Origin of the sequence: Halobacteriovorax sp., assembly GCF_048381875.1 — a bacterium.
In the GTDB taxonomy this organism is placed as follows: domain Bacteria; phylum Bdellovibrionota; class Bacteriovoracia; order Bacteriovoracales; family Bacteriovoracaceae; genus Halobacteriovorax_A; species Halobacteriovorax_A vibrionivorans.
In genome coordinates this window covers 234,735-256,853 of record NZ_JBLXBP010000001.1, presented here as the reverse complement: position 1 = coordinate 256,853, position 22,119 = coordinate 234,735, and the positions used below count along the sequence as shown (strand labels likewise).

Here is a 22,119-nt window from a genome sequence, read left to right as displayed (position 1 = left end):
ATTCAATATAAGTAGAAAACACCATTTCCGACTAAATAACTCCACAAAAATTTCCGATAAGACCTATTGAAATCTTTGTGGGGGAATCATGTTTAAAAAGAAAACAATCGCTGTTGTCTTAAGCTCGCTCTTATTAATGGCAAGTTGTACCAGCAAACACGAAAAATATAATAATCGTGTTATCTCTTCGGTAAACCTCTATGGCCCGGAGCTTGAAACCTATTATGATCATGAGCATCTTGAAAACTTTCAAAACCGTGTTGAAGAAATTCTCGTTTGGCGACACAAGGCCATTGATTTCATCATTGAACTTGAAGAGCAAAAAGTATTAAAAAGTAATCAGATCACAAAGATTCATGAAGAAGGGACTGAAACTTATAAGAGTTTCCGTGATGCTGTTTGGCCTAATGTGGAAAATGCAAAATGGATCACAGATAAGTATAACGAGATCAATATCATTGAACAAGGCCGCTCTGAAATTCTTGATAAGAGAAAGAAAGTTAAAAAGCCAGGGCCAAGAAATAAAGATCGTCATGATGATTACCGCTGGGTTAGATACAAAGAAATTAATATCAACCCACAAGATGAACTTGGAAAGAGCTTAATCTATGATATTAAAACTGCCATCGCTACTTCATTAGTTATGTATGATAATTACATGATCGTCTTATCTCAAATTCAGGAAATGAAGAAAATCAGACATCTTGTAAACTATGACAATGCTGATCTTAAGAACCAATTAGCGAAGATTACCTATAGCTTTAATAAATACGATAATTACAACCGTATTGAACGCGGGCTAAAACTTTATGATGATCTAGTAAATTACTATATTAAGCATGATGTAATACCAGATAGAGCAAATTACTATCTAGACTCTCTAATTCAATCTTCACAATCTTTTGTTAAATTAGATAAAGAATTTAAAAGTGGAATTTTTGGAAGAAAAGTATCAATGATATGGCGTTATATTACTGACTACTTTAAAGAAAGTAAGAATAACGTTACTCACGTTGTCTCTCAAGGCTTTGGAAATACAGCAGGCCTTGTCCAAACAAGAAAAGGAAAATTATACGATCCTTCACCACAAAGAGTTGCAGAGCTTGAAGCGCAGCTAGAACCACTGGATATTCTTTTAGAAAAGACTCCTTTTAGGCTTACGGATAAATTTATCCCTGGTCACTGGGGACACGTGGCGATATGGACCGGTAATAAACAACAGCTACAGGAACTTGGTATCTGGGATCATCCAGAAGTTGTTCCTTTTCATGATGAGATTGAAAATAAAGGCAAGAGAATCATTGAAGCACTAAGGCCAGGTGTTCAATATAATACTCTCCACCACTTTATGGATATTGATGATCTTGCGGCCGTAAGGCATCAGATAAACCTCACTCGTGAACAAAAGCAGGATTATCTAATCAATGCCTTTAGACAGATCGGAAAAGTATACGATTTTAATTTTGATGTTGAAACAGATGAGAGGATTGTTTGTTCAGAGCTTGCTTATGTAACTTTTGATGATATGGACTGGCCAATTGCAAAAGCAGCAGGCCGCTATACAATCTCACCTGATAACGTGGGTGAAAAAGTAGGGCCAGGCCTTGAATTTAAAACTGTTCTACTTATACATGATGGAAAAGAAGTCGGTGGCGACCTCGACTCCAGCTTTAGAAAATTGATGAAAGATAGTACTTTATAATCGATTTAAAACGCAGAACTTCCACGCCGGTGAGTTCTGCGTTTTTTCAAATACCTTCTCTTCACTTACACTAAATTCACTTCGATCAATTTTAGGAAAATACACATCGGCATCTCCTTCAAAATCAACCTCTGTTAAATAGATACGATCAACCTTAGGAAGATAGTATTCATAAATATAAGAGCCACCTATAACAACGGCTTCCTCAACGCCAGAGGATTTAAGATCCTTTAGGACTTCTTCAGGATCAGTAAAGACATCGCATCCTTCAATTTTTAATGAAGGATCACGAGAGATGACAATATTACGTCTCTTAGGAAGAGGTCTTCCGATAGATTCATAGGTTTTTCTCCCCATGATAATCGGCTTGCCACTTGTTATTTTTTTAAAGTTCTTTAGGTCTTCGCTAATATGCCAGAGCAAATCATTGCCCTTTCCTATTTCACGATTCTTACCTATTCCAACAATAAGAGAGAGGATCAAACTGAAACCTCGGCCTTAATATGTGGATGGGCCTCATAGTCTTCAAGCTTGAAGTCCTCATAAGTAAATTCAAAAATAGAATTAATCTCAGGGTTAACCCACATTTTTGGAAGAGGATGTGGCTCGCGAGTAAGTTGAAGCTTGGCCTGCTCAATGTGATTTAAATAAAGGTGAGCATCCCCCATTGTATGGACGAATTCTCCAAGTTTTAAACCTGTAACTTGAGCTAGCATCATAGTGAATAATGCATACGAAGCAATATTAAATGGAACGCCTAAGAAAATATCGGCCGATCTTTGATAGAGCTGACAAGATAATTTCATATCAGGTGAAACGTAGAATTGAATAAAAGAATGACATGGAGGCAAGGCCATATTATCAACATCGGCCGGATTCCAAGCTGTTAAAATATGACGACGAGAAAAAGGATTCTCACGTAGACCTTTAACTAAATTTGCAACTTGATCAACCTCATCACCATTTGGAGTTTTCCAGTGACGCCACTGATAACCATAAACGGGACCAAGATCTCCATTCTCATCTGCCCATTCATCCCAAATGCGAACCTTATTCTCTTTTAAATATGCAATATTCGTATCACCTTTTAAAAACCAAAGTAGTTCGTGAATAATTGAACGAAGGTGACATTTCTTTGTAGTAACTAAAGGGAAACCTTCCTCTAGATTATAGCGGGCCTGATAACCAAATACAGAAATCGTACCAGTACCTGTGCGATCCTCTTTCTTTTGACCATTTTCAAGCACGTGCTTCATTAAGTCTAAGTATTGTCTCATCCTTGTGTCTCCCTATGTATAAGTATGTTTGTGTGTTTTGCTGTGTTAAATTTTGTGTTGTTTGTCTAAAGTTTATTATAACCAAATATGCACAACTTTAATAGCTTGCAACTCGTCAAAAAGGCCCATAAAATATTACACATGATAAAAATAGGACTCGATAGATTAAGAGATGACGCATCTCTGCAAAATAAGATTACTGGTAATATTGCTCTTTTGTGTCACAGCGCAAGCGTGGACTCAAATTTGAAAGTTGCCCCAATACTATTCAAGAAAATTTTTGGAGATCGATTCAAAAAACTCTTTGGCCCACAACATGGTTTCGTTAGTGATGTTCAAGACAATATGGTTGAAACTGATCACTATACACACCCGTTCTTCCAAGTTCCAGTTTACTCTTTATATAGCGAGACAAGAAAACCCACAAAAGAAATGTTAGAAGGAATTGATACTTTTGTGGTGGACCTTCAAGATGTTGGAACTCGTGTCTATACATATATAACAACTGTAACCTACCTCTTAGAAGAGTGTTCTAAACAGGGAATTAAAGTTGTTATTCTCGATCGCCCTAATCCAGTAGGCCTTGAAAAAATTGAAGGTAATATTTTAGAAACAGAATTTAGATCTTTTGTAGGGGCCTTAGAGATCCCACAAAGACATGCGCTTTCCATGGGCGAATATGCAAAATACGCTAAAAAGAAACTAGGTTTTAGTGTTGAATTAGAAGTCATTGAAGTACAAGGCCTAACAAGATCAATGTTCTGGCAAGACACAGGACTTGAATGGATAAACCCTTCTCCTAACCTACCAACTCCACAAGGTGCTCATACATTTTGCGGTACAGTTCTTTATGAAGGAACAAATCTTAGCGAGGGCCGTGGAACAACACGAGCACTTGAAGTCATAGGTCATCCAGCAATAGAAGCCTATTCCTTTGTTGAAGGGCTAAGCGATACACTAGATGAAATTGATAATAATAGCTTTATTCTACGTCCAGTTAATTTCATGCCTACTTTTAACAAGCATGCAGGTGTAGCTTGTGGCGGCGTCCATATTCATGTAACTGATCCAGCTAAATTTAATTCATGGCATGTTTCTCAATACCTTTGTCGAGAATTTAAACGTGTTTTAGGTGATAAGTTTGAGTGGGACAAAAAGGACTATGAGTACGCATTTGGAAATCTTGCAATCGATCTCATTAATGGAAGTCTCTTTGTCAAAGAATGGGTAGAAAGATTAGGTTCAATGGATGAGCTTATAAGTTTCGAAAAGAAAGGTCACAAACAATACTTAGAAGAAATTAAAGATATAAAAATCTACAAATAAAAAAGGGGCCTTAGTGGCCCCTTTCTTTTTTAGAAGTATTCTTTCATTTGACCTGATTTAAATCGATCAAGATAATCTTGGGCCTTGGCCTTCAAGATTCCTGAGAAACAAACCATACCAATGATATTCGGGAATGCAATTGACAGTAGCATTAAGTCAGCAAATCCAAGTACATTACCAATACTTAGTACTGGACCGAGAATAATAATAAATACATATGCAAATCGGTAGAATCGAACAGCATTATAACCTAAGCGTTTTTCAAATAGATAAACAGTTGCTCTCTCACCATAGTATGACCAAGAAATAACTGTTGAATAGGCAAATACACAAATTGCAACTAATAAGAAATAAGGCATCCAGCTTCCTAAATGAGAAAATGCTAGGGCCGTCATCTCAACACCTTGTTTTGCAACTTCTGGATCTTTATAAGCACCAGTGATTAAAAGTGTTAAGGCCGTAATTGTACAAACAACGTGAGTATCAATTACTGGTCCAATCATAGCAACAACACCTTCACGCACAGGCTCTTTTGTTTTAGCTGCTGCGTGAGCAATTGCAGAAGAACCAAGACCGGCTTCATTTGAAAATGATGCTCGTTGAACACCTGTTAACATAACAGCAAAGAATCCACCAAATGCAGCATCTGGATTAAAAGCTTCTTTAAAGATTTGCACGAACATATCTGGAATCATACTTGCGTTTGAGAAGATAATTGCCAGACAAGAAAGTACATAGAAGACACACATGAAAGGAACAAGCTTAGAAGTTACACTTCCAATCTTTTTAATCCCACCAATAAGAACTGCACCAGCAAGGAAGGCTAGAACAATACCAACAATCCATGGATTTGCATCAGGGTGTTGATTAGCGATAATCTTATATGTTTGGTTTGCTTGGAAAAGGTTTCCACCACCAAGTGAAGCACCAATAGTCATAACAGCATAAAAACAACCCATGATCTTACCTAGCATCGGCCAATTATGATTTTTAAACATTTCGCTTAAATAAACCATTGGTCCACCTAAGATATCTCCTTTCATAGTCTTTTGCTTATAAAGTTGAGCAAAAGTTGAAGAAGCAAATTTTAGTGACATACCAAAGAAGGCAATAATCCAAATCCAAAAAATAACACCTGGTCCACCGCGGCCAATAGCAAGGGCAACTCCAGCGATATTTCCAAGACCAACAGTCGCAGATAATGCTGACGTTAGGGCCTGAAAGTGAGTAATATCACCTTCATCTTCAGGGTTATCATACTTTCCACGGATAACATCAATTGAATGCTTAAAAAGACGTACATTGATAAATCCGAGACGAATAGTAAAGAAGAGTCCACCAAATACCATAACTAATAAAATTAGTGGCATCGTGATAACTTCACCCCAATAGAAAACTGGAACAGGGAAAAATAGGAATTTTTCATAGTGTTCATTGAATGTTCCGAAAATATTGTTTACTTGTTCTTGGAGTTTAAGCTCATCTTGAGCAAAAACGCTCAAGCTGGTAAGCGCGGAAAACAGCGCTAATAAAACGCGAGTACTTGCGAGTTTAATCATTTAAACAATCCTTTGTTTCTAGTTTCTCTCTCAAAATTCGTATTAGAATTTGTGTGTAATTTAATACTTTCTTAAATTTTAAAGAAAGTTTATCGAACTTGTCACCTTTTTTATTTTCGTAGCGTTAAAATTCGGTTATCCTTAATTCATTAATTAGAATTAAAAGGAGTTACTAAGTGAGCAAATTGCCAACATTAGAAGAGGCCATTGAAATCGTACGCCCACTAGTTAAATATTCGGTTGTAGAAAACCAAAAGCATATCGACCTATCTGTTGCCACAGCAGATAAGCGTATGATCTCTCAACAGGCCTTAATGGTTATCAAGAACTCAATTGATAAAGGCCTAGTGGATCAAAAAGAAATCAATACTAAGCTTGGTTTAGACTAATTATTTCAGACACTTAGATCTGAGCACACAAGAACTCTAATTGACCATCAGGAATCTGCGTAGTTTACACTGTAAATATGTTCATTTATTGAACGTCTATGTAAGCCTTACAAAATCGATGAGGCAATAACATGCCAAATGCTAAGATATAGGCATGAAAGCAATAGTACTTAGCCTAATTATCTCTTTTCAGTCTTATGCGGCCATTCCACATAACGGCGATGACGAGCGATCAATTAGAAATCCAATTGCTTTAATGAAGCAATCAAATGAGATTCGCCAAATTACAAAGAAAATGAATCTTGTCCTTTTGAATTCTGTCAGAGTTCGTGGGTTGGATAATGAATTAGGTCGTGAGATCAATGAATTGGCCCATGAGATTCAATTTTTAAATGAATCACAAGTTGATTACGATCAGCAGTATTTAGAACTTTTAGAAGAAGAAGTTGAATTATATAAACAAGAAATTGAATTCCTTACAAAGTAATGTAAGTGAACCCTCCCCCCCTCTTTTATACAAAAAACCGAAGCAATGCTTCGGTTTTTTTATTTCTAATCAGCTCTTTCAAACTTTTGGTATAAAACAGAGTAATCACTTCCGCGATAGTCCCTTATAAATATCTCACTTTGTTCAATTGCCATACCGTAGTAACGAGAATTTTTATTAATATCAAAGCGATATTCATAAGAACGATAAAGATAGTAATTACCATTACTATTTTTCGTATAAATACCAACAGCTACGCCATCGTCAGAGAAGACATTGAAGACATGATAATTACCACCTACTTTCTCTTGAACCTTAGGCTTAGTTCCTACGTTATTTAATGTGTAGTCACAGATCTTAGCGAGGTAGAGGTTATTCTCAGTTGGGATATCAGTAATAAAGTTCTTTGCAGTTCCTCGAGTTCCTTTAAAGACAGGAGTTGAGTCATAATCATTTGGCGCTTCAATATAGACACCTAAATTTGTAATATCTCTTGTATTTGGATCTCCGTAGACCTTTTGTCTGCGAGAAAAGATGAAATCTTCAGAAAAAACATTTCTTAAAATATTATCGTGATGCTCCTCAAGGGCCTCACATATTCTTGTCATACGATTTAAGCTATTGTCGCCTAATTCAGTATTAACAATCTCTAAAGCTTGACCAGCTCTAATTATTCCACGATCACTTTCGCCTTCCTTGCCGTAGTCTTCACAACCCGCAAGAGAGAAAAGTCCAAGAATCACAAGAAAATACTTTAAAAGATTATATGACATTTAAAACTCCATTTTTAAATATAAGATACTTCTATTCTAACAGAATATTTTTAAAGTAGATAATTTCAGTCTTGAAAAGTCTTACAAAAGCTTAATCGATAACACGATAATCTGCTTCAATAACATCTTCATCTTTGAATTGACCTTGAGGTCTTTGGCGTTGAGAGTGATTTGTAGAAAACGGATTTGCCTTAGGCTTCTTATCGGCCAGGACTCCGCTTGATCTTAGAAGTCTTCGGATCATAATAAAGACCCAATAGAAAATGGCCGCTTTTACTAATGCTGCAAACATGCTTTAAATCTAGCATAAAAGTGGCCAAAATATAATGAAAATTCTTAACTACGCGAAATTATTTTGCTATAGTGGCCTAAATAAAAATAAAACTAGTGAGTACTATATGTCAGAAAAACTAAATCTTGTTCACTGGGCCGATATGACGGCCGATCGCATCATTCGCCAACACGGCGACAAAGATGATTATGTTGTGGCCAGTGGAATCACTCCATCAGGAGTTGTTCACTTTGGCAACTTTAGAGAGGTTATCACAACAGACCTTGTAGCACGCGGACTTCGTGCCCGTGGTAAGAATGTTCGCTTCATCTTTTCATGGGATGATTACGATACGTTTAGAAAGATTCCAGGTAATCTTCCAAAACAAGATGAATTAGCACAATATCTTTTCCAACCAATTGTTGATACTCCAGATCCATTTGGTGAACATGAAAGCTATGCTGCTCATCATGAACACAACTTTGAAGAACAACTTAAGAAAGTTGGTGTTGAAGTTGAACCAATTTATCAGGCAAAGAAATACCGTGCTGGTGATTATAAAGAACAGATTAAATTAGCACTTAATAAGAGATTTGAAATTCGTGATATTTTAAATCAATACAGAAAAGAGCCATATGGTGATGACTATTACCCGGTATCTGTTTACTGTGAAAAGTATAAGACTGATAAGACGACAATTCTTTCATGGGACGGTGAAAGTAAGTTACGCTACAAGCATAACGAGCACGACTATGAAGGAGAGATCGATATTAATACAACAAGCCTTGTGAAGCTTCCATGGCGAGTTGACTGGCCAATGAGATGGGCATTTGAAAAAGTTGACTTTGAGCCAGGTGGAAAAGATCACTCTTCTCAGGGTGGATCATTTACGACAGCAAAAGACATTGTAAAAGTTTTTGACTGGCAGGCACCGATCTATCTTCAATACGACTTTGTCTCAATTAAAGGTCTTGGCGGAAAAATGAGTTCTTCAAAAGGGAACCTTGTTACTGTTAATGATATTCTAAAGGTATATGAGCCAGAAATGGTTCGTTGGATCTTTGCTTCATATAAGACAAATGTTGATTTTGCGATCTCATTTGACCTTGATGTATTAAAAACATATGAAGACTATGATCGCCAAGAAAGACTTGCTTTTGGCCTTGAAAAAGGCAACGAGAAGAAAGTTGCGATGGCAAAGAGAGTAATTGAGCTATCTCAAATTGGAGAGCACCCTACTGAATGTCCTTTCCAACCTTCTTTTAGACACCTGTGCAATGTTCTACAAATTAATGATGGAGACATTGAAGCAGCACGCTCTTACTACGCTGATCAAATCAAGACTGATAGAGACGAAAGACGCTTTAGAGAAAGAAGTGCATGTGCTCTACACTGGCTACAAGAGAATGCTCCAGAGGAATTTAAGTTTGCTATCAATAAAGAAGCTGTTGATATGCCTCTAGAAGATAAGGTTCGCACATACCTTGATAAGCTTGTTGCACTTTGCGAAGAGCAGTGGGATACGATTGAAAGTGATAAGGAATTTAACGATAAGATGTATGAAGTGATGCATGAGCTAGAACTTAAGCCAGCGGATATTTTTGCACCAATTTATCAAAAGTTAATTTCACGTGAAAAAGGTCCAAAGCTTGCAGGATTTATCCGCACTATTGGAAAAGATCGTGTCATAAAACTTCTTAAATAAGAAATCTTAAAAGACTTTTTTAAATACTAGGCCATCCTTTGCGATGGCCTTTATTTCAATAGGATAATTTCTAAATTGCTTTAATCTCTTGGCCACCTGAAGATCACTTTCTGACAACATACAAAACTTCAGGTTCTTTTTATCAATTCGACATTCACTGAGATGAGTATGAGCAATCTCGGCCTTTAGAATCTTTAGTCCGTACTTACGAGACAAGCTTTCTAGCTCCAGCATTGTATTCATAATACTTTTATAATCAGAAACACTCTTATAACGGCCCTTAAAAATTTTAGATTCAATAACCTGATTAGACTCTAAGTGGAATCGGATTTGAAGAACCTCTCTTTTAATGAGCCCATATAGAGCAAAGGAATGTCTAAGTAGCTTCTTGTCCCACCTACTTGGAGCAGTTATGCTTTGTCCCATGTAGACAACTTCTTGGCCATCTAAGCTTAAACGACTAAAGTCTGATTCCATTGCATGTATTTTAACTCTTTCATAGAGACTTAATTCCATACAATAATTATCGGAATGGAGATTTCGAATTATGAAGAAATCTTAACAACTAATGGATTTGGGAAAATTTTGTACATTTAGGGACAATAAGAAACCATTAAATTAGGATATTTGTAAGAATTTCACATTCAAAATGTTATTTTTCTTGAATTTTCTTACAATTCGGCATTTTTTTAGGCCCGTAAGTAATTGAAATTGTCAGCTTAAACGCCAACTCATAAAACTAAGTTAACAAAATAAAAAAACGAGAGGGGTTTTATTTATGAAAAAGTTTTTAGTTGCTGCTGCTTTATTTGTTACTTCAATGGCCACACAATCAGCGATGGCCCAAGATTGTACTGCTGAACTTGTTGCCAGGAATGGCAGGGTTTTAGATACTTTCTTTGCTTACGACTACAATTACAACCAAGCTTGCCGAGAAGCACTTTCAAGATGTCACTTTGAGCAAAACAGAAGATCTTATGATCGTGTTGTAAGAAATGCTAGTTGCCAAGTTGCTTACACAAGACCTGATCCAAGGCCTAGAAAAGAAACTTGTTCATTTAACCTAGTTAATACAAATAACGGGCGTATTGTTGATACATTCACAGCACAAGGAAACACTCAAATGAGAGCATGTGAAAAAGCAGATAATAAGTGTTTTGATGCTCGTTACGAAAAGAATAATCCATGGAAATTTACTTGTGAAAAGATACGTGGTGGGCGTCCAGGACCAGGTCCAGGGCCAAGACCAACGCCAATCGTAACAAAATTTTGTTCATTTGATCGCATAGCAAATGGAAGATTTGGTGGAAGAGTTGTTCAAACATATACTTCTTCGGCCAGAGGGCCACAAGGCTCAGGAGTACAAGCACGTGCATGTTCTGAAGCAAGAACGAAATGTGCAAGAGATGCTCGTATCAGCGGACGTCGCGATACTTGTATGAAGAGATTTTAATTAAGAGAAGAACCTATTTTCTTCATTAGGTTTTTTGGTTGTCTGGGGGGAGCTTTACGGCTCCCCCTTTATATTTAGTCGATATTTATCCCAATTTGAAAGTTCCTAATTTGCCTTTTGTCCTTATTTTGATATGATTCCCATCAAATAAAAGTGAGGTATAAATGTCTGAAAATATATATAACACACGTCGTAAAAAGCTATTAGAAATGATGGATGATGGAATTGCCGTTATCGCATCTGCTGTCTATCAGCACAAGAGCAATGATACAGAATTTCCATTTCGTCAAAATTCAAATTTTCGTTATTTAACAGGACTAACTGAAGCCGATAGTGCTCTAGTACTTAGTAAGAAGAATGGTAAGACAAAGCAAATTCTCTTTGTAAGACCAAAAGATCCTATTGCAGAAATGTGGGCAGGAAAAAGACTTGGTCCAGATAAAGCAGCTCAACTGACAGAAGTTGATGAAGGTTATTCAATCAATGACCTGGAAGAGAAATTAGAAGAGCTACTTCCGGGACATGAGAATCTTTATGTTCACCTAAGTGAGCGAACTGATATTGCAGATATGGCAAGAAAGATAAGTGCATCTTTATTCCATAAGAAAAGAGCTCAAAAAGAGCTTCCTCCTGCTACGATTAAAAATGTAGGTGCTCTTGTTGAGAGAATGAGACTTATTAAAGATGAAACTGAAATCGCACAAATGCGCGAGGCCATGATTGTTACAGATAAGGCCCACCGTGCAGCAATGGCACTAGCAAAACCAGGTGTAACAGAACAAGAAGTTAATGCTTTAATGATGTATCTTTTTTCAAAAGGTCCTTCTCAAGGCAGTGCATATGACAATATTGTAGCTGGTGGTAATAATGCTTGTATTCTTCACTATATTAAAAATGATGAGCCACTAAATAGTGGAGACTTACTTCTAATTGATGCCGGTAGTGAACTTAACGGTTACGCAACTGACATAACAAGAACATTTCCGGTAAGTGGTACATTCACAGGAATTCAAAAAGAAGTTTATAATATTATTTTAGACTCTCAAATTGCTGCAATTGAATTATCAAAACCAGGAAATAACTCAAAAATGCTACACGCTAAAGTTAGTGAAATCCTGACTCAAGGACTAATTGATCTTAAAGTCTTAAGTGGAAGTGTAGAAGAAAATATTGCAAAAGATAATCATCGTAAATTCTTCCCACATGGAACAGGACACTGGCTTGGACTTGATGTACACGACCAAAACCCATACCTAGTGGAGGGAACAAACGAGCCAACACCATTTGAAAAAGGTGTTATCTTCACAATCGAGCCAGGCCTTTACTTCCCTAAGGAACTTGACAATATTCCAGAGGAATTAAAAGGAATTGGTATAAGAACTGAAGACAATATTCTTATTACAGCAGATGGACATGAAAATTTATCACACATGATTCCAAAAACTGTGGAAGAAATTGAAGAAGCTTGTAAGCAAGACGTAAAGGATTTTCTATTCTAATGAAAGCACTTAACTTTGTTATTGTATTTGTACTTCTACTATCATGTTCTTCAAAACAGACACGTGATGATGAGATCAAACTTGTTCATTGGAATATTAAAGAGCTTGAAAGTAATAAGCTTAGAAAAAAGAATGACCAATTAACGAGTGTAAAAAATATTTTAACAAAGTTAGACTTTAATGCCTTAAGCATTAACGAGATACAATACGACTCTCGTGGAGAGAATATGGAGCTTCTTTTAAGCCAATTAAAAGAAGATACTGATCAATTTGCAGTGAGTTTTGCCAAAGCAAATACTGGAAAGAATGCAAAAAAGGTAAAAGGTAAGTACACAAAAGATCGCAAAAATGCAGATCAGGTTAACTACGGCCTCTTTCCTGGCCAGTACTCAACAGGTTTTGCTTCCAAGCATCCTATTAAAGAAGAAAGAATTATTTCTGATATAACTTGGAAAGAATTTAATTCTGCTATAGACCTTTCAAAGTACAAAACAGCAAGTGGTAAGCCTCTTCCAAAAGACATGGAGCTCTTTGATAAGAGTTTTACTCACCTAGTGATAGAAGCTAATGATACTGAAGTACATATAGTACTTCTTCATGCTGTACCAAGCTATCACTTTGGAAATCGCAACACTCCAAACTATGAAAGAAATCGCGATCAACTACGCTTTCTAGAATGGTATGTAACTGGAGCAACAAATTTTAATGTTGTGATGCCAGAGCGCTACAAGAAACTTAGGCCAATTCACAAAGATGATCGCGTGATTGTCATGGGCGATCTCAATACATCAATCTATATGAATAACCCAGGTTCAGTTGTTTTAAGAAGACTCTTTAATCACCTCTCACCTTGGCTAAAAAACCCAGGGCCAACAAATGAGCGACAAACATTTGCGGCCAATCGCAACCCACTAACTCTAGACTATATTGCTTATCGTGGACTTAAACTCATGGATGCAGGAATCTATAATCCAGAAACACTTGTAGAGAAAACAAATGTCTTTTGTACACCACCAAGTGAACTTCCAAAGTTTATGACAAAGGGATTAGATAAGCGCGTAACTTGTATTGATGATGATGCTATAGAGCTAAAGCAAGCAAGTGACCACTTCCCTATCTGGGCAACATTTAGACTTTAAGACTATAATTAAGACTTACGATTAAGAATGAAGCCACCAATTAATTCTAGTGGTTTAATCGTCTCTTTAAGGCGTTCCTCATTAAATCCACGCTCAAGTAAGCTTGTGCGAATCTCATGTAGAATATCATTAGCTTCTTCGATTAGAGCATTTGCTTCCCTTTTTATATTTTCGACATTTGGATGAACTTGATCAAGTTCAACAATATCCTTGAGGTCTTCACCTTTTTGATAAGCATCCATTTTAAGAGGATTCTTATCAAGATAATCATAGATTACAGAATTTACAAGGTTGGCCTCAAGATCAAGGTGAGCGTCTTTTAGACTTTCACCATCACTAAAATCAAGAGTGTCATCAATCATTTGGAAAGCGATTCCAATTAAGTGTCCAAAACGGGCCGCTTTATTTGCCAGGTCTTCATCCTCAAGGCCGACATAAGCTCCAGACCAACAGCACCATCCCATAACTGAGGCGGTTTTGTGAAAAGCAATTTTCTCAATAACTTCTTTTGAGTAAATTCGACTCTCTAGTGCATCAGATTGTATCCACTCGCCAATAGCAAGCTCTTGAATGACCTGAGACATCGTTTGTAGAATCTTAACGGAGCCAATTTGTGATAGGCTTAGAATCACATCTGCTAGTAAGTAGTCCCCAGCTAATACGGCCTTCTTATTAGATGCTTCCACATTAATTGAAGGATTTCCACGCCTTTGCGTTGCATTATCAATAACATCATCGTGAGCAAGAGAGGCTGCATGAACCATTTCAATTGCACGGGCACAGATTGTTACATCATTCTTATCGTGGGCGTTAAAGAAGTCCGCCATTAAATAAGTAAGCATTGGACGAAGACGTTTACCGCCAGAAAGTACTGTTTTTTCTAGGGCATCTTTCACTGCTTCTAAGCAATTAGAAGACTTTATCTCGAGGTCAATATTAACTGACTTATCCAAGATTTGTGGAGGAATGGATTCTAAAAATTCGTTCATTGTTTTTTCCGTTTTAATATAATTACCACTTGTCGATATAGGCCGTAAATGATTAATATAACGCAAATACTATTAAAATATCACGCATTGCAAAAACGCAGAGGTTAAAACAATATGAGTAATAAAGAACTCGCAAACAGAAAGACTAAATCGTTTGAAATTTTCGACAAAATTGCAGGAACATATGATCTCTTAAATCATATCCTCTCTTTTGGCGTTGATATTTATTGGAGAAAGATTGTTATCGCAAATCTTCCAAAGAAAGAAAAACTACAATGCCTAGATCTTGCATGCGGTACGGGAGACCTAACCATTGCATTAGCGAGAGCAAAGAATGTCGAAAGTGTTACTGGTATTGATCTTTCAAAAGGCATGATTGAAATTGGTAAGAAGAAGATTACAAATAAGAAATTAGACAATGTCGCAAAAATGCAAATTGGTGATGGAGTAGAAATTCCAGCTGCTGATGAAACATTTGATGTAACAAGCGTAAGTTTTGGAATCAGAAACTTTCCAGACTACAAGACTTCTTTGCGCAATATGTATCGAGTAATTAGACCAGGTGGACGAAGCTTTATCTTAGAATTCTCAATACCAAAGAATGCACTTTTTAGAGGGATCTACTTCTTCTACTTTAGATACCTACTTCCATTTGTTGGAAATTTAATTTCAAAACATAAAGATGCTTATACATACCTAAATCAAACAGTAGAAGACTTTCCATATGGACAAGAGTTTGCTGATGAGATGACGAATGCAGGATTTAAAAACGTTCGTTTTATTCCTCTTACATTTGGTATAGCCACTCTTTATATTGGAGACAAGTAATTGCGCCTAGCTGCTAACAACTTACAAATTGATATCATTAATCAGCTTATAAAGCTTGATCCAAATGACGAGCGTCTAGTAAAAGGGCCTATTTACACCCTCTTCAAACTAGAAGCTGGCTTTAATAATATTTCATCAATTATCGATTTATTTCAAACATATCGAAAGTTTTATTTTTTAAATAAAGACAAGGATTGTGAATTCCTTGCTCTAGGTTCTTGGCAGGACTTTAACTCTCTTTATCACTATGAAGATATTGAAAATCTCACGAGAGAGCACGACTTCTTAAAAATATGTGGTGCTCAAAGGTTTAAGTCAGAACCAGATTGTTTAGAATGGCATGGCCTAGAAGATTGTTCATACTTTGTTCCAAAAGTTATTATCGATGGCGGGAATCAAGGTGTTGATATTAAAATCATACTTCCTAATTCATATTTTGAAGATGATAACGCCAAGAAAGAAGCTCTTCACAAGTTGGCCATTTCATTAGAGCCAAACCCAAAGCATATGCATAGTGAATATAACCATATAACAAAGAGTATCTCTGCTACGAGTAAAATTCAGTGGGGAAAAATGGTTAACGAGGCAGTAAGTAAAATAAAAGAACAGGACCTCAAAAAAGTCGTTCTATCTCGTAAATTAAAATTCACATTCAAGCATCCAATTTGTGCTTATGAACAATTTAAAACACTGAAAGAAAATAATACAAATAATAGTTATAATATTCTTTTTCAATTCTCTGCTAATCAGTGTTTTTATAGTGTCACACCAGAGACTCTTTTTAAGATGCAGGGGCGCAATGTTTATATCGACTCACTCGCAGGAACAATAAAGAGAGGAAAGAATAAGCAAGAAGATGAATTCTTAGAAAAGACATTACTATCTAATGAAAAAGAATTAGAAGAGCATCGCCATGTTTCAAGTTATATTGAAGATGCACTGAAAAAACTAACTAAAGATCTTCACATTACAAAGAAAGAAGAAATCTTAAAGCTAAAATATATCCAACATATTCATTCTAAATACGAAGGTGTTTTAAGTGAAGATGCAAAAGCAAGTGATATAATCACTGGACTTCATCCAACACCAGCTGTTGCGGGACTGCCTAAGAAAGAGTCAATTGAGCAAATTGACCAATTAGAAAAGAGCTCTCGTGGACTTTACGCTGCACCAATAGGATTCTTTTCTAAGGAAAAGACTGAATTTGCAGTCGGTCTAAGATGCGCCTTAGCAGACAAGCAAGACCTTCATATTTATGCAGGTTGTGGAATTGTAAAAGATTCATCTCCTGAAAAAGAATGGAATGAAACAACAAATAAAATGAGAAACTTTACGGAAGTTATCAAGGCCAAATCATGGACAAATTTCCAATAACACAAAATATTTCTCGCCTATGGGCATCGATCATCGTTGATGAATTGGCAAAGAACGGCATCGTCGACTTCTATACGGCACCAGGTATGCGAAACGCTCCTGTTTTAGCAGCAGCCCATTACAATGAAGATATAAGAACGTACTCATTTCTTGATGAGAGGGCCCTGGCCTATCGTGCACTAGGAAGATCAAAAGTAAGTGAATCGATTCCTCTTTTGACTTGTACATCGGGAACGGCCATGGCCAACTTTGCTCCTGCTGTTATTGAGGCCAATAAATCAGGCCTGCCACTGGTTATCTTATCTGCTGATAGGCCAAATGAACTTGTAAAGACAGACTCAAATCAGACAATTGATCAGACAAGAGTTATCGACTCACATACATGCTATAACTTAAACCTCGAAGCACCTAATGAAGCTCTAAGTGCAACGAGATTAAGAACATTGATCTCAACGGCAATTGGCCGTGCAAAGATAAATCGCAGGCCTGTGCATATCAACTTTCCTCTTAGAGAGCCTTTAGATAATACTGAAGGTTATATCTCACAAGAATATTTAAAGGCATCACTTGAGAGTTTTCATAAGAATGGTGCAAAGGTTATCTCAAGCGCTTATCAGAATTACCAAATGGAATTCAATCTTCAAGAAAGACTTGTAAAGGCAAAGAACCTCCTTCTTGTTATCGGAAAACTTGATGGCAAGAAAGATATCGATCATTACAGAGAGTCGTTAAAAAGCATACGAATTCCAAAGTATCTTGATATTACAAGTGGATTGAAATATGAGTTTTGTCTTGAAGACTATCTAACTCCAAATTTTGATCACCCAGAAGTATTAAGCGTATATGAACAAAATCCCCCAGACCTGATTATTCATATTGGTGGAAGACTAGTATCAAAACACTATTATAATTATCTGGAAAAAACAGATTGTGAGCTTCTACACGTAACAAATGTTGACTTTGATCACGATCCTGGTTTTTCTAATACTCAAAAGATTATTTGTGACCCACTCTCCTTTTTAAAAGGTCTTGCAAAACTTGAGCTTGAACAAGCTCCACCTGTTATGTGGCATGATTTTGTAGAAAAGAAGAGGGCCGTAATTGAAGAGTCTGGCCTAACTCAACCTTTTATTTCAAAGAATATTATAGAAAAAATTGATTTAGATTATGATCTTCTTATAGGTAATTCAACAATTGTTAGAAGCTTTGATAACTTTGTTTCAAGTAATCTACGTCGCCATGTTAAAGTTTTCACAAATCGTGGAGTAAGCGGTATTGAAGGATTCATGGCCACACTAATGGGGCTAAGTGATGAGAATGATCGTCCAAAGCTATGTTTAATAGGAGATATTTCTTTTAAACACGATCTGAACTCACTTTATATGCTAAACCAAGCTGCCCGTGAAAAGAAGAACTTAACAGTTATTATCATCAATAATTTTCAAGGTGATATCTTTAACCTACTTCCAATTGCTAAAGAAAAAGACTTTCTAGATCTACTTACAACACCACATGATGACCGATTTGATAAAGTTATTGGAGCATTTGAAGAATTAGAATACAGCTCATGTGAAACAAAAGAAGACTTTAATAAGCAAGTACTAAATGCTTTAAAGAATCAAGGTGTAAATATTATTGAGGCCATTACAGACAATGCATCAAACTTAGAATTATTTAAAAAATTAAAAACTGTAAAACGTTAAAGATATGAAAGATAATATAAAAGGATTTATTCTAGCCTCAAGGCCAAAAACTCTACCGGCAGGTGCATCACCAATTATTATGGCAACGGCATTGGCCTATAGTGATACACAGAAGTTTTCCTTACTTATCTTTATCCTAACTCTACTATGTACTGTCCTATTACAAATTGCTTCTAATTTAATAAATGATTATTACGATACACAAACAGGCGTTGACACTGAAGAAAGACTTGGCCCAACACGCGTAACGAGTAGCGGACAACTAAAAGCAAGTACAGTGAAGACAATGTTTATTTCAACTCTAGTGCTCGCCTTCATTCTCGGTATCTATCTCATGTATGTCGGTGGCCCCATTATTATCGCAATGGGACTAATTTCGATGCTAGCATCATATCTATATACAGGTGGCCCATTTCCTCTATCACACTACGCTTTAGGTGAATTACTAGCACTTATCTTCTTTGGCTGTGTTGCTGTCTGTGGTGCCTATTATCTTCAAACGAAACAAATCACAAATTCAGCACTACTCCTAAGTCTATTTCCAGGTTTTTTAAGTAGCGCAATTATGGCCATTAATAATGCCAGAGATGTCAATAGTGATACAAAGGCCGAGAAGTTAACTCTTGGAATTCTTTTAAATAAATTAAGGCCAAACCTTTCTAGCTGGCTTCCTCTTATATTTGTTATTTGTGCAAATATTGTCATTATCGTTCATAGTGTAATTTATGAACAATGGTATTTGAGTGTTGCCGTTGCAGGTCTTGCCCTTCCTTTTCTAAAAACGTGGATATATCTTATTTTAAATAGGCCCTCAGTAGAGTATAATAATAGTCTGGCCAAAACTGGAAAGTTCTTATTCTTATCATCTCTTATTTACGGGGGACTTCTTTGGATAAATTAGAATTACATTTAACTTACAAAGAAAGAGAAGAGTTTATAAAGCCTTTTCATGCTAAAGCTCGAGAGATTAAAGGCTCTGACTACTATCACTGTGAAGTTAAAATCAATGGTGAACTCTACACTAGTTATGTAAATTACTTTGAATTCTTCTATGATGGCCAAGACCTAAGAGAAACATACGAAATTATCTATGATTTAAAATCATTCCTGGAAAGACCAATTGAAGAAGCGACAATAATTGATGCCCCTCAACTCCCAAAGAATATCATTGTTGCCTTTGAATATGCCTTAATTAAATATTATATAAAACACAGCACACATCACTGCTTTTTTACACAAGACAACACTGTTAGAATTAATCTCCTCTTTCAATCAATTAAAACCAATGAGATTAAAAAAGGTGATGTGATTAAATATAAAATCACACCAACTCCTAATATAGGAGAAGTTATAAAAAATCTTGAATTAATGAGTAACAAAGGCGCCATCATTCGCTTAGATGGTAATCGCAGCCTTGATCCAGACCAAATTGAAAGTCTCTTCTACAACCTATCCCCAGAAGTGATCGCAAGTATTGAATACTTTGAAGAGCCATTTGATAAACTTGATAAGTGGTCTCACCTTGCTTGCTCTCAAGATATTCCACAGGCCATTGATGAAAGCTTCAAGTTTAGTGAACGTTCAAGTATTGCTGAGGATATAAATCATATCATTATTAAATTTGGTGTGAATTGCAGCGTTTTTGAATATTTTCAATTAAAAAAAGATGATCGCAAATGGCAGATCACTATCACTAGTGGCTTTGAAGCGCCTAAGCTTTTCAATCTTGCCACTCACCTGGCCTCACGTGAAAGAAATGCCGCAGGGCTCTCAACCTTTATGTTTTTTAAGAATGGGTTAAAATTAATAAAAGACTACTCTAGAGAAGAGTCTATTATTAAGGCCTTTAGGCTTATTTAACATTCATTAAGGAGGATTCATGTTTAGAGCTATCACACTATGTGCACTGCTAACATTCGCTTCATGTTCAACTATGCATCACGGAAAGTCTTGTTCAAGAGACGCTAAAGCTTGTTGTAAGAGCGATAAAAAGAAGAAAGATTGCTGCAAGAAAGACGGTCAATGTGATCGTAAGTCTAAGAAATCTCAAAAAAAGTCTTAGAATAAAAGCATACTAAAATGAGCGGCCTGCATATTTTGCAGGCCTTCTTTTATTCTCAATTAGAGCTATAATATGTAGAGATAATAGGAGATTATCATGAAAAAATTAGCCTACATTTTAACTGCAACAGCACTTATTTTATTGACTTCATCATGCGCTTCTACTTCTAGAGATGTAGCAAGTGAAAGAGGTGAATGTAAGGAAAGACGTATTCCTGACCACTCTCAATATTACGAAGATTACGAAGAGTGTAAGAATTACTAATTCCCTACCTTAACACAAAACTGTTTTTACACATTGATAAGTTCTTGATAAATCTTCTCTCATATTAATACGCCAAATTAAGAGAGAGAAGATGTTTAAGAAATCCCTATTTTTATCATTGTTGCTACTTTCTAGCTTCAATTCACTAGCTGTAAATTATAACGTCAAAGCATTCTTAGTATTAGATCTACTAACTTTAGAAAAAGTTGGTGACGATAGTACGAAAGCAGAAATGGGTTATGGTACAGCAGATGTTAAATTCTACTTCAACCACAATGAATGGAGCGCAAAGTTTAAGCTTGATATTGACGCTGTTGAAGAAGCAGGTACAACTGTTGACCTAATGGAAGAAGCTGTTCTTTCTTATCGTTTCAATAACAACTGGAAACTAACAGGTGGTAAAGGAAAAGTTCCTTTCTACACAATGCACTTTGGTATCTCAGAAAGAAATATGATGGACGGTGGTTACCTAACACAAACATATTCATCAATGAGAGCTGGATACTTTAAAAGAAAATATCTTCTAACTCTTCGCTACGGTGGATGGCGCCAAGGGCAAATTCACGATGTAACTTTCTTTGGAAGCAACCAAATGGCAAGACGTGATCGCGATGATGAATCACGCCCATACCTACCTAGTCCAGATGATGAAATTGCCTATGATACGGAAAGAACATTTAATACTAATTTCCAAAAAGGTTTTGCTTATAAGGGTAGAATTATCCCATCAAGAAATCATGAAATCATTTTTGGTGCATTCTCTTACTGGAGAGATATCGACCCTAAAGAAGATTACGGTTTCTCACTGGCCTACCAATTCGAAAATCGCGACTGGAGTGTATGGACAGAGGCCCTTTATGGTTACTGGTCATCTCACCCAAATGATCGCTACACAAAGCTAAGACAAGAATCATATAACGCTCAGCTGGGCTTCTTATATCGCCTAGCTGACAAGTGGAATGTTGGTATTAATCTTGAGTACTCATTCGTAACTGATCGTGCTCATGATAAGAACGACTACCCCCCAGCTGACTTTGGTCAATCAAACTACAATGATGGTAACTTAAGACACGTAAGTCTATATAAAGCCGATATTGGTGCTCAATACCAAGTTGGAAGAAACGTACAGCTAAACGGTGGTATTTTAATTGAGCGTCAAATTGATGAAGAAACAAGTACGAATGTATTTGGTAACCCAGAGAAGACAAATGCTTATGCTCTTAACTTCTCATTAACAACTTGGCTTTAATCAATTTAAGTTAAATTAACTAACAAATAATCATTAGCACCTCTTAAAATATATTTATTTAGGAGGTGCC

The 22,119-nt window shown here is 36.3% G+C and carries 23 protein-coding genes; 16 read left to right on the top strand and 7 right to left on the bottom strand.

Annotated elements, in window-relative coordinates; all coding sequences use genetic code 11:
* Positions 1-88: 88 nt before the first annotated feature.
* Positions 89-1,702: a YiiX/YebB-like N1pC/P60 family cysteine hydrolase gene (locus tag ACN5L8_RS01215; protein WP_419172061.1), complete on the top strand. Its 1,614-nt coding sequence runs from the start codon at positions 89-91 to the stop codon at positions 1,700-1,702.
* On the opposite strand, the gene ACN5L8_RS01210 is transcribed toward ACN5L8_RS01215, so the two are convergent.
* Both ACN5L8_RS01210 and ACN5L8_RS01205 read right to left on the bottom strand, forming a co-directional pair.
* Positions 1,697-2,185 (bottom strand): dihydrofolate reductase, encoded by a 489-nt coding sequence (locus tag ACN5L8_RS01210; protein ID WP_419172060.1) that lies wholly within the window; start codon positions 2,183-2,185, stop codon positions 1,697-1,699. The two genes, ACN5L8_RS01215 and ACN5L8_RS01210, sit on opposite strands and share 6 nt — an antisense overlap.
* The gene (locus ACN5L8_RS01205; protein ID WP_115362521.1) at positions 2,182-2,979 is read right to left on the bottom strand and encodes a thymidylate synthase; all 798 of its coding nucleotides are present in this window, start codon (positions 2,977-2,979) and stop codon (positions 2,182-2,184) included. The genes ACN5L8_RS01210 and ACN5L8_RS01205 overlap by 4 nt, the downstream gene beginning before the upstream one ends.
* Positions 2,980-3,120: 141 nt before the next feature.
* On the opposite strand from ACN5L8_RS01205, the gene ACN5L8_RS01200 reads away from it, so the two are divergent.
* Positions 3,121-4,305 carry an exo-beta-N-acetylmuramidase NamZ domain-containing protein gene (locus tag ACN5L8_RS01200; RefSeq protein WP_419172059.1) on the top strand — a complete coding sequence of 395 codons (1,185 nt, stop codon included), beginning with the start codon at positions 3,121-3,123 and terminating at the stop codon, positions 4,303-4,305.
* A 29-nt stretch (positions 4,306-4,334) separates the two neighbouring features.
* On the opposite strand, the gene ACN5L8_RS01195 is transcribed toward ACN5L8_RS01200, so the two are convergent.
* Positions 4,335-5,864, bottom strand: coding sequence for an alanine/glycine:cation symporter family protein (locus ACN5L8_RS01195; RefSeq protein ID WP_120404770.1), 1,530 nt, complete (start codon positions 5,862-5,864; stop codon positions 4,335-4,337).
* A 176-nt stretch (positions 5,865-6,040) separates the two neighbouring features.
* Between ACN5L8_RS01195 and ACN5L8_RS01190 the strand changes: the two genes are divergently transcribed.
* Positions 6,041-6,253: a hypothetical protein gene (locus ACN5L8_RS01190; RefSeq protein ID WP_115362515.1), complete on the top strand. Its 213-nt coding sequence runs from the start codon at positions 6,041-6,043 to the stop codon at positions 6,251-6,253.
* Positions 6,254-6,407: 154 nt separating this feature from the next.
* The gene (locus tag ACN5L8_RS01185) at positions 6,408-6,740 is read left to right on the top strand and encodes a hypothetical protein (RefSeq protein ID WP_419172058.1); all 333 of its coding nucleotides are present in this window, start codon (positions 6,408-6,410) and stop codon (positions 6,738-6,740) included.
* A gap of 65 nt (positions 6,741-6,805) precedes the next feature.
* On the opposite strand, the gene ACN5L8_RS01180 is transcribed toward ACN5L8_RS01185, so the two are convergent.
* Complete coding sequence (locus ACN5L8_RS01180) at positions 6,806-7,513, bottom strand: hypothetical protein (RefSeq protein WP_419172057.1); 708 nt, start codon at positions 7,511-7,513, stop codon at positions 6,806-6,808.
* Positions 7,514-7,604: 91 nt separating this feature from the next.
* The gene (locus ACN5L8_RS01175) at positions 7,605-7,805 is read right to left on the bottom strand and encodes a hypothetical protein (RefSeq protein ID WP_115362509.1); all 201 of its coding nucleotides are present in this window, start codon (positions 7,803-7,805) and stop codon (positions 7,605-7,607) included.
* A gap of 106 nt (positions 7,806-7,911) precedes the next feature.
* On the opposite strand from ACN5L8_RS01175, the gene lysS reads away from it, so the two are divergent.
* Entirely contained in the window at positions 7,912-9,489 is a 1,578-nt protein-coding gene (lysS, locus tag ACN5L8_RS01170; RefSeq protein ID WP_115363730.1) for a lysine--tRNA ligase, read from the top strand.
* Between the two features lie 6 nt (positions 9,490-9,495).
* Here lysS and ACN5L8_RS01165 read toward each other — a convergent pair whose 3' ends face one another.
* Positions 9,496-10,005, bottom strand: a complete 510-nt coding sequence (locus tag ACN5L8_RS01165; RefSeq protein ID WP_133296953.1) for a hypothetical protein — start codon at positions 10,003-10,005, stop codon at positions 9,496-9,498.
* A gap of 262 nt (positions 10,006-10,267) precedes the next feature.
* On the opposite strand from ACN5L8_RS01165, the gene ACN5L8_RS01160 reads away from it, so the two are divergent.
* From ACN5L8_RS01160 to ACN5L8_RS01150, 3 genes are all read left to right on the top strand, one after another.
* On the top strand, positions 10,268-10,942 hold the full coding sequence (locus tag ACN5L8_RS01160) for a hypothetical protein (RefSeq protein ID WP_120404768.1): 675 nt from the start codon (positions 10,268-10,270) through the stop codon (positions 10,940-10,942).
* A 164-nt stretch (positions 10,943-11,106) separates the two neighbouring features.
* Complete coding sequence (locus ACN5L8_RS01155) at positions 11,107-12,441, top strand: aminopeptidase P N-terminal domain-containing protein (protein ID WP_419172056.1); 1,335 nt, start codon at positions 11,107-11,109, stop codon at positions 12,439-12,441.
* Positions 12,441-13,580, top strand: coding sequence for a hypothetical protein (locus tag ACN5L8_RS01150; RefSeq protein ID WP_419172055.1), 1,140 nt, complete (start codon positions 12,441-12,443; stop codon positions 13,578-13,580). Before ACN5L8_RS01155 ends, ACN5L8_RS01150 begins: the two co-directional genes overlap by 1 nt.
* Positions 13,581-13,588: 8 nt before the next feature.
* Here the strand turns inward: ACN5L8_RS01150 and ACN5L8_RS01145 are convergent, their stop codons facing one another.
* Positions 13,589-14,569, bottom strand: a complete 981-nt coding sequence (locus tag ACN5L8_RS01145) for a polyprenyl synthetase family protein (protein WP_419172054.1) — start codon at positions 14,567-14,569, stop codon at positions 13,589-13,591.
* A 114-nt stretch (positions 14,570-14,683) separates the two neighbouring features.
* Here ACN5L8_RS01145 and ubiE point away from each other — a divergent pair, with 114 nt between their 5' ends.
* The 8 genes from ubiE to ACN5L8_RS01105 all read left to right on the top strand — a co-directional run bounded on the left by ubiE (position 14,684) and on the right by ACN5L8_RS01105 (position 22,049).
* Positions 14,684-15,397 (top strand): bifunctional demethylmenaquinone methyltransferase/2-methoxy-6-polyprenyl-1,4-benzoquinol methylase UbiE, encoded by a 714-nt coding sequence (gene ubiE / locus ACN5L8_RS01140; RefSeq protein WP_120404765.1) that lies wholly within the window; start codon positions 14,684-14,686, stop codon positions 15,395-15,397.
* Complete coding sequence (locus ACN5L8_RS01135; protein ID WP_419172053.1) at positions 15,398-16,771, top strand: isochorismate synthase; 1,374 nt, start codon at positions 15,398-15,400, stop codon at positions 16,769-16,771.
* Positions 16,753-18,474 (top strand): 2-succinyl-5-enolpyruvyl-6-hydroxy-3-cyclohexene-1-carboxylic-acid synthase, encoded by a 1,722-nt coding sequence (gene menD / locus ACN5L8_RS01130; RefSeq protein ID WP_334678595.1) that lies wholly within the window; start codon positions 16,753-16,755, stop codon positions 18,472-18,474. Before ACN5L8_RS01135 ends, menD begins: the two co-directional genes overlap by 19 nt.
* A 4-nt stretch (positions 18,475-18,478) precedes the next feature.
* Positions 18,479-19,375, top strand: a complete 897-nt coding sequence (gene menA, locus ACN5L8_RS01125) for a 1,4-dihydroxy-2-naphthoate octaprenyltransferase (RefSeq protein ID WP_419172052.1) — start codon at positions 18,479-18,481, stop codon at positions 19,373-19,375.
* Complete coding sequence (locus ACN5L8_RS01120) at positions 19,363-20,334, top strand: hypothetical protein (protein ID WP_419172051.1); 972 nt, start codon at positions 19,363-19,365, stop codon at positions 20,332-20,334. The genes menA and ACN5L8_RS01120 overlap by 13 nt, the downstream gene beginning before the upstream one ends.
* Before the next feature lie 19 nt (positions 20,335-20,353).
* Positions 20,354-20,536: a hypothetical protein gene (locus ACN5L8_RS01115; RefSeq protein ID WP_115362487.1), complete on the top strand. Its 183-nt coding sequence runs from the start codon at positions 20,354-20,356 to the stop codon at positions 20,534-20,536.
* Between the two features lie 96 nt (positions 20,537-20,632).
* On the top strand, positions 20,633-20,800 hold the full coding sequence (locus ACN5L8_RS01110; protein ID WP_419172050.1) for a hypothetical protein: 168 nt from the start codon (positions 20,633-20,635) through the stop codon (positions 20,798-20,800).
* Positions 20,801-20,891: 91 nt separating this feature from the next.
* Entirely contained in the window at positions 20,892-22,049 is a 1,158-nt protein-coding gene (locus ACN5L8_RS01105) for a hypothetical protein (RefSeq protein ID WP_419172049.1), read from the top strand.
* The last annotated feature ends 70 nt before the right edge of the window (positions 22,050-22,119 follow it).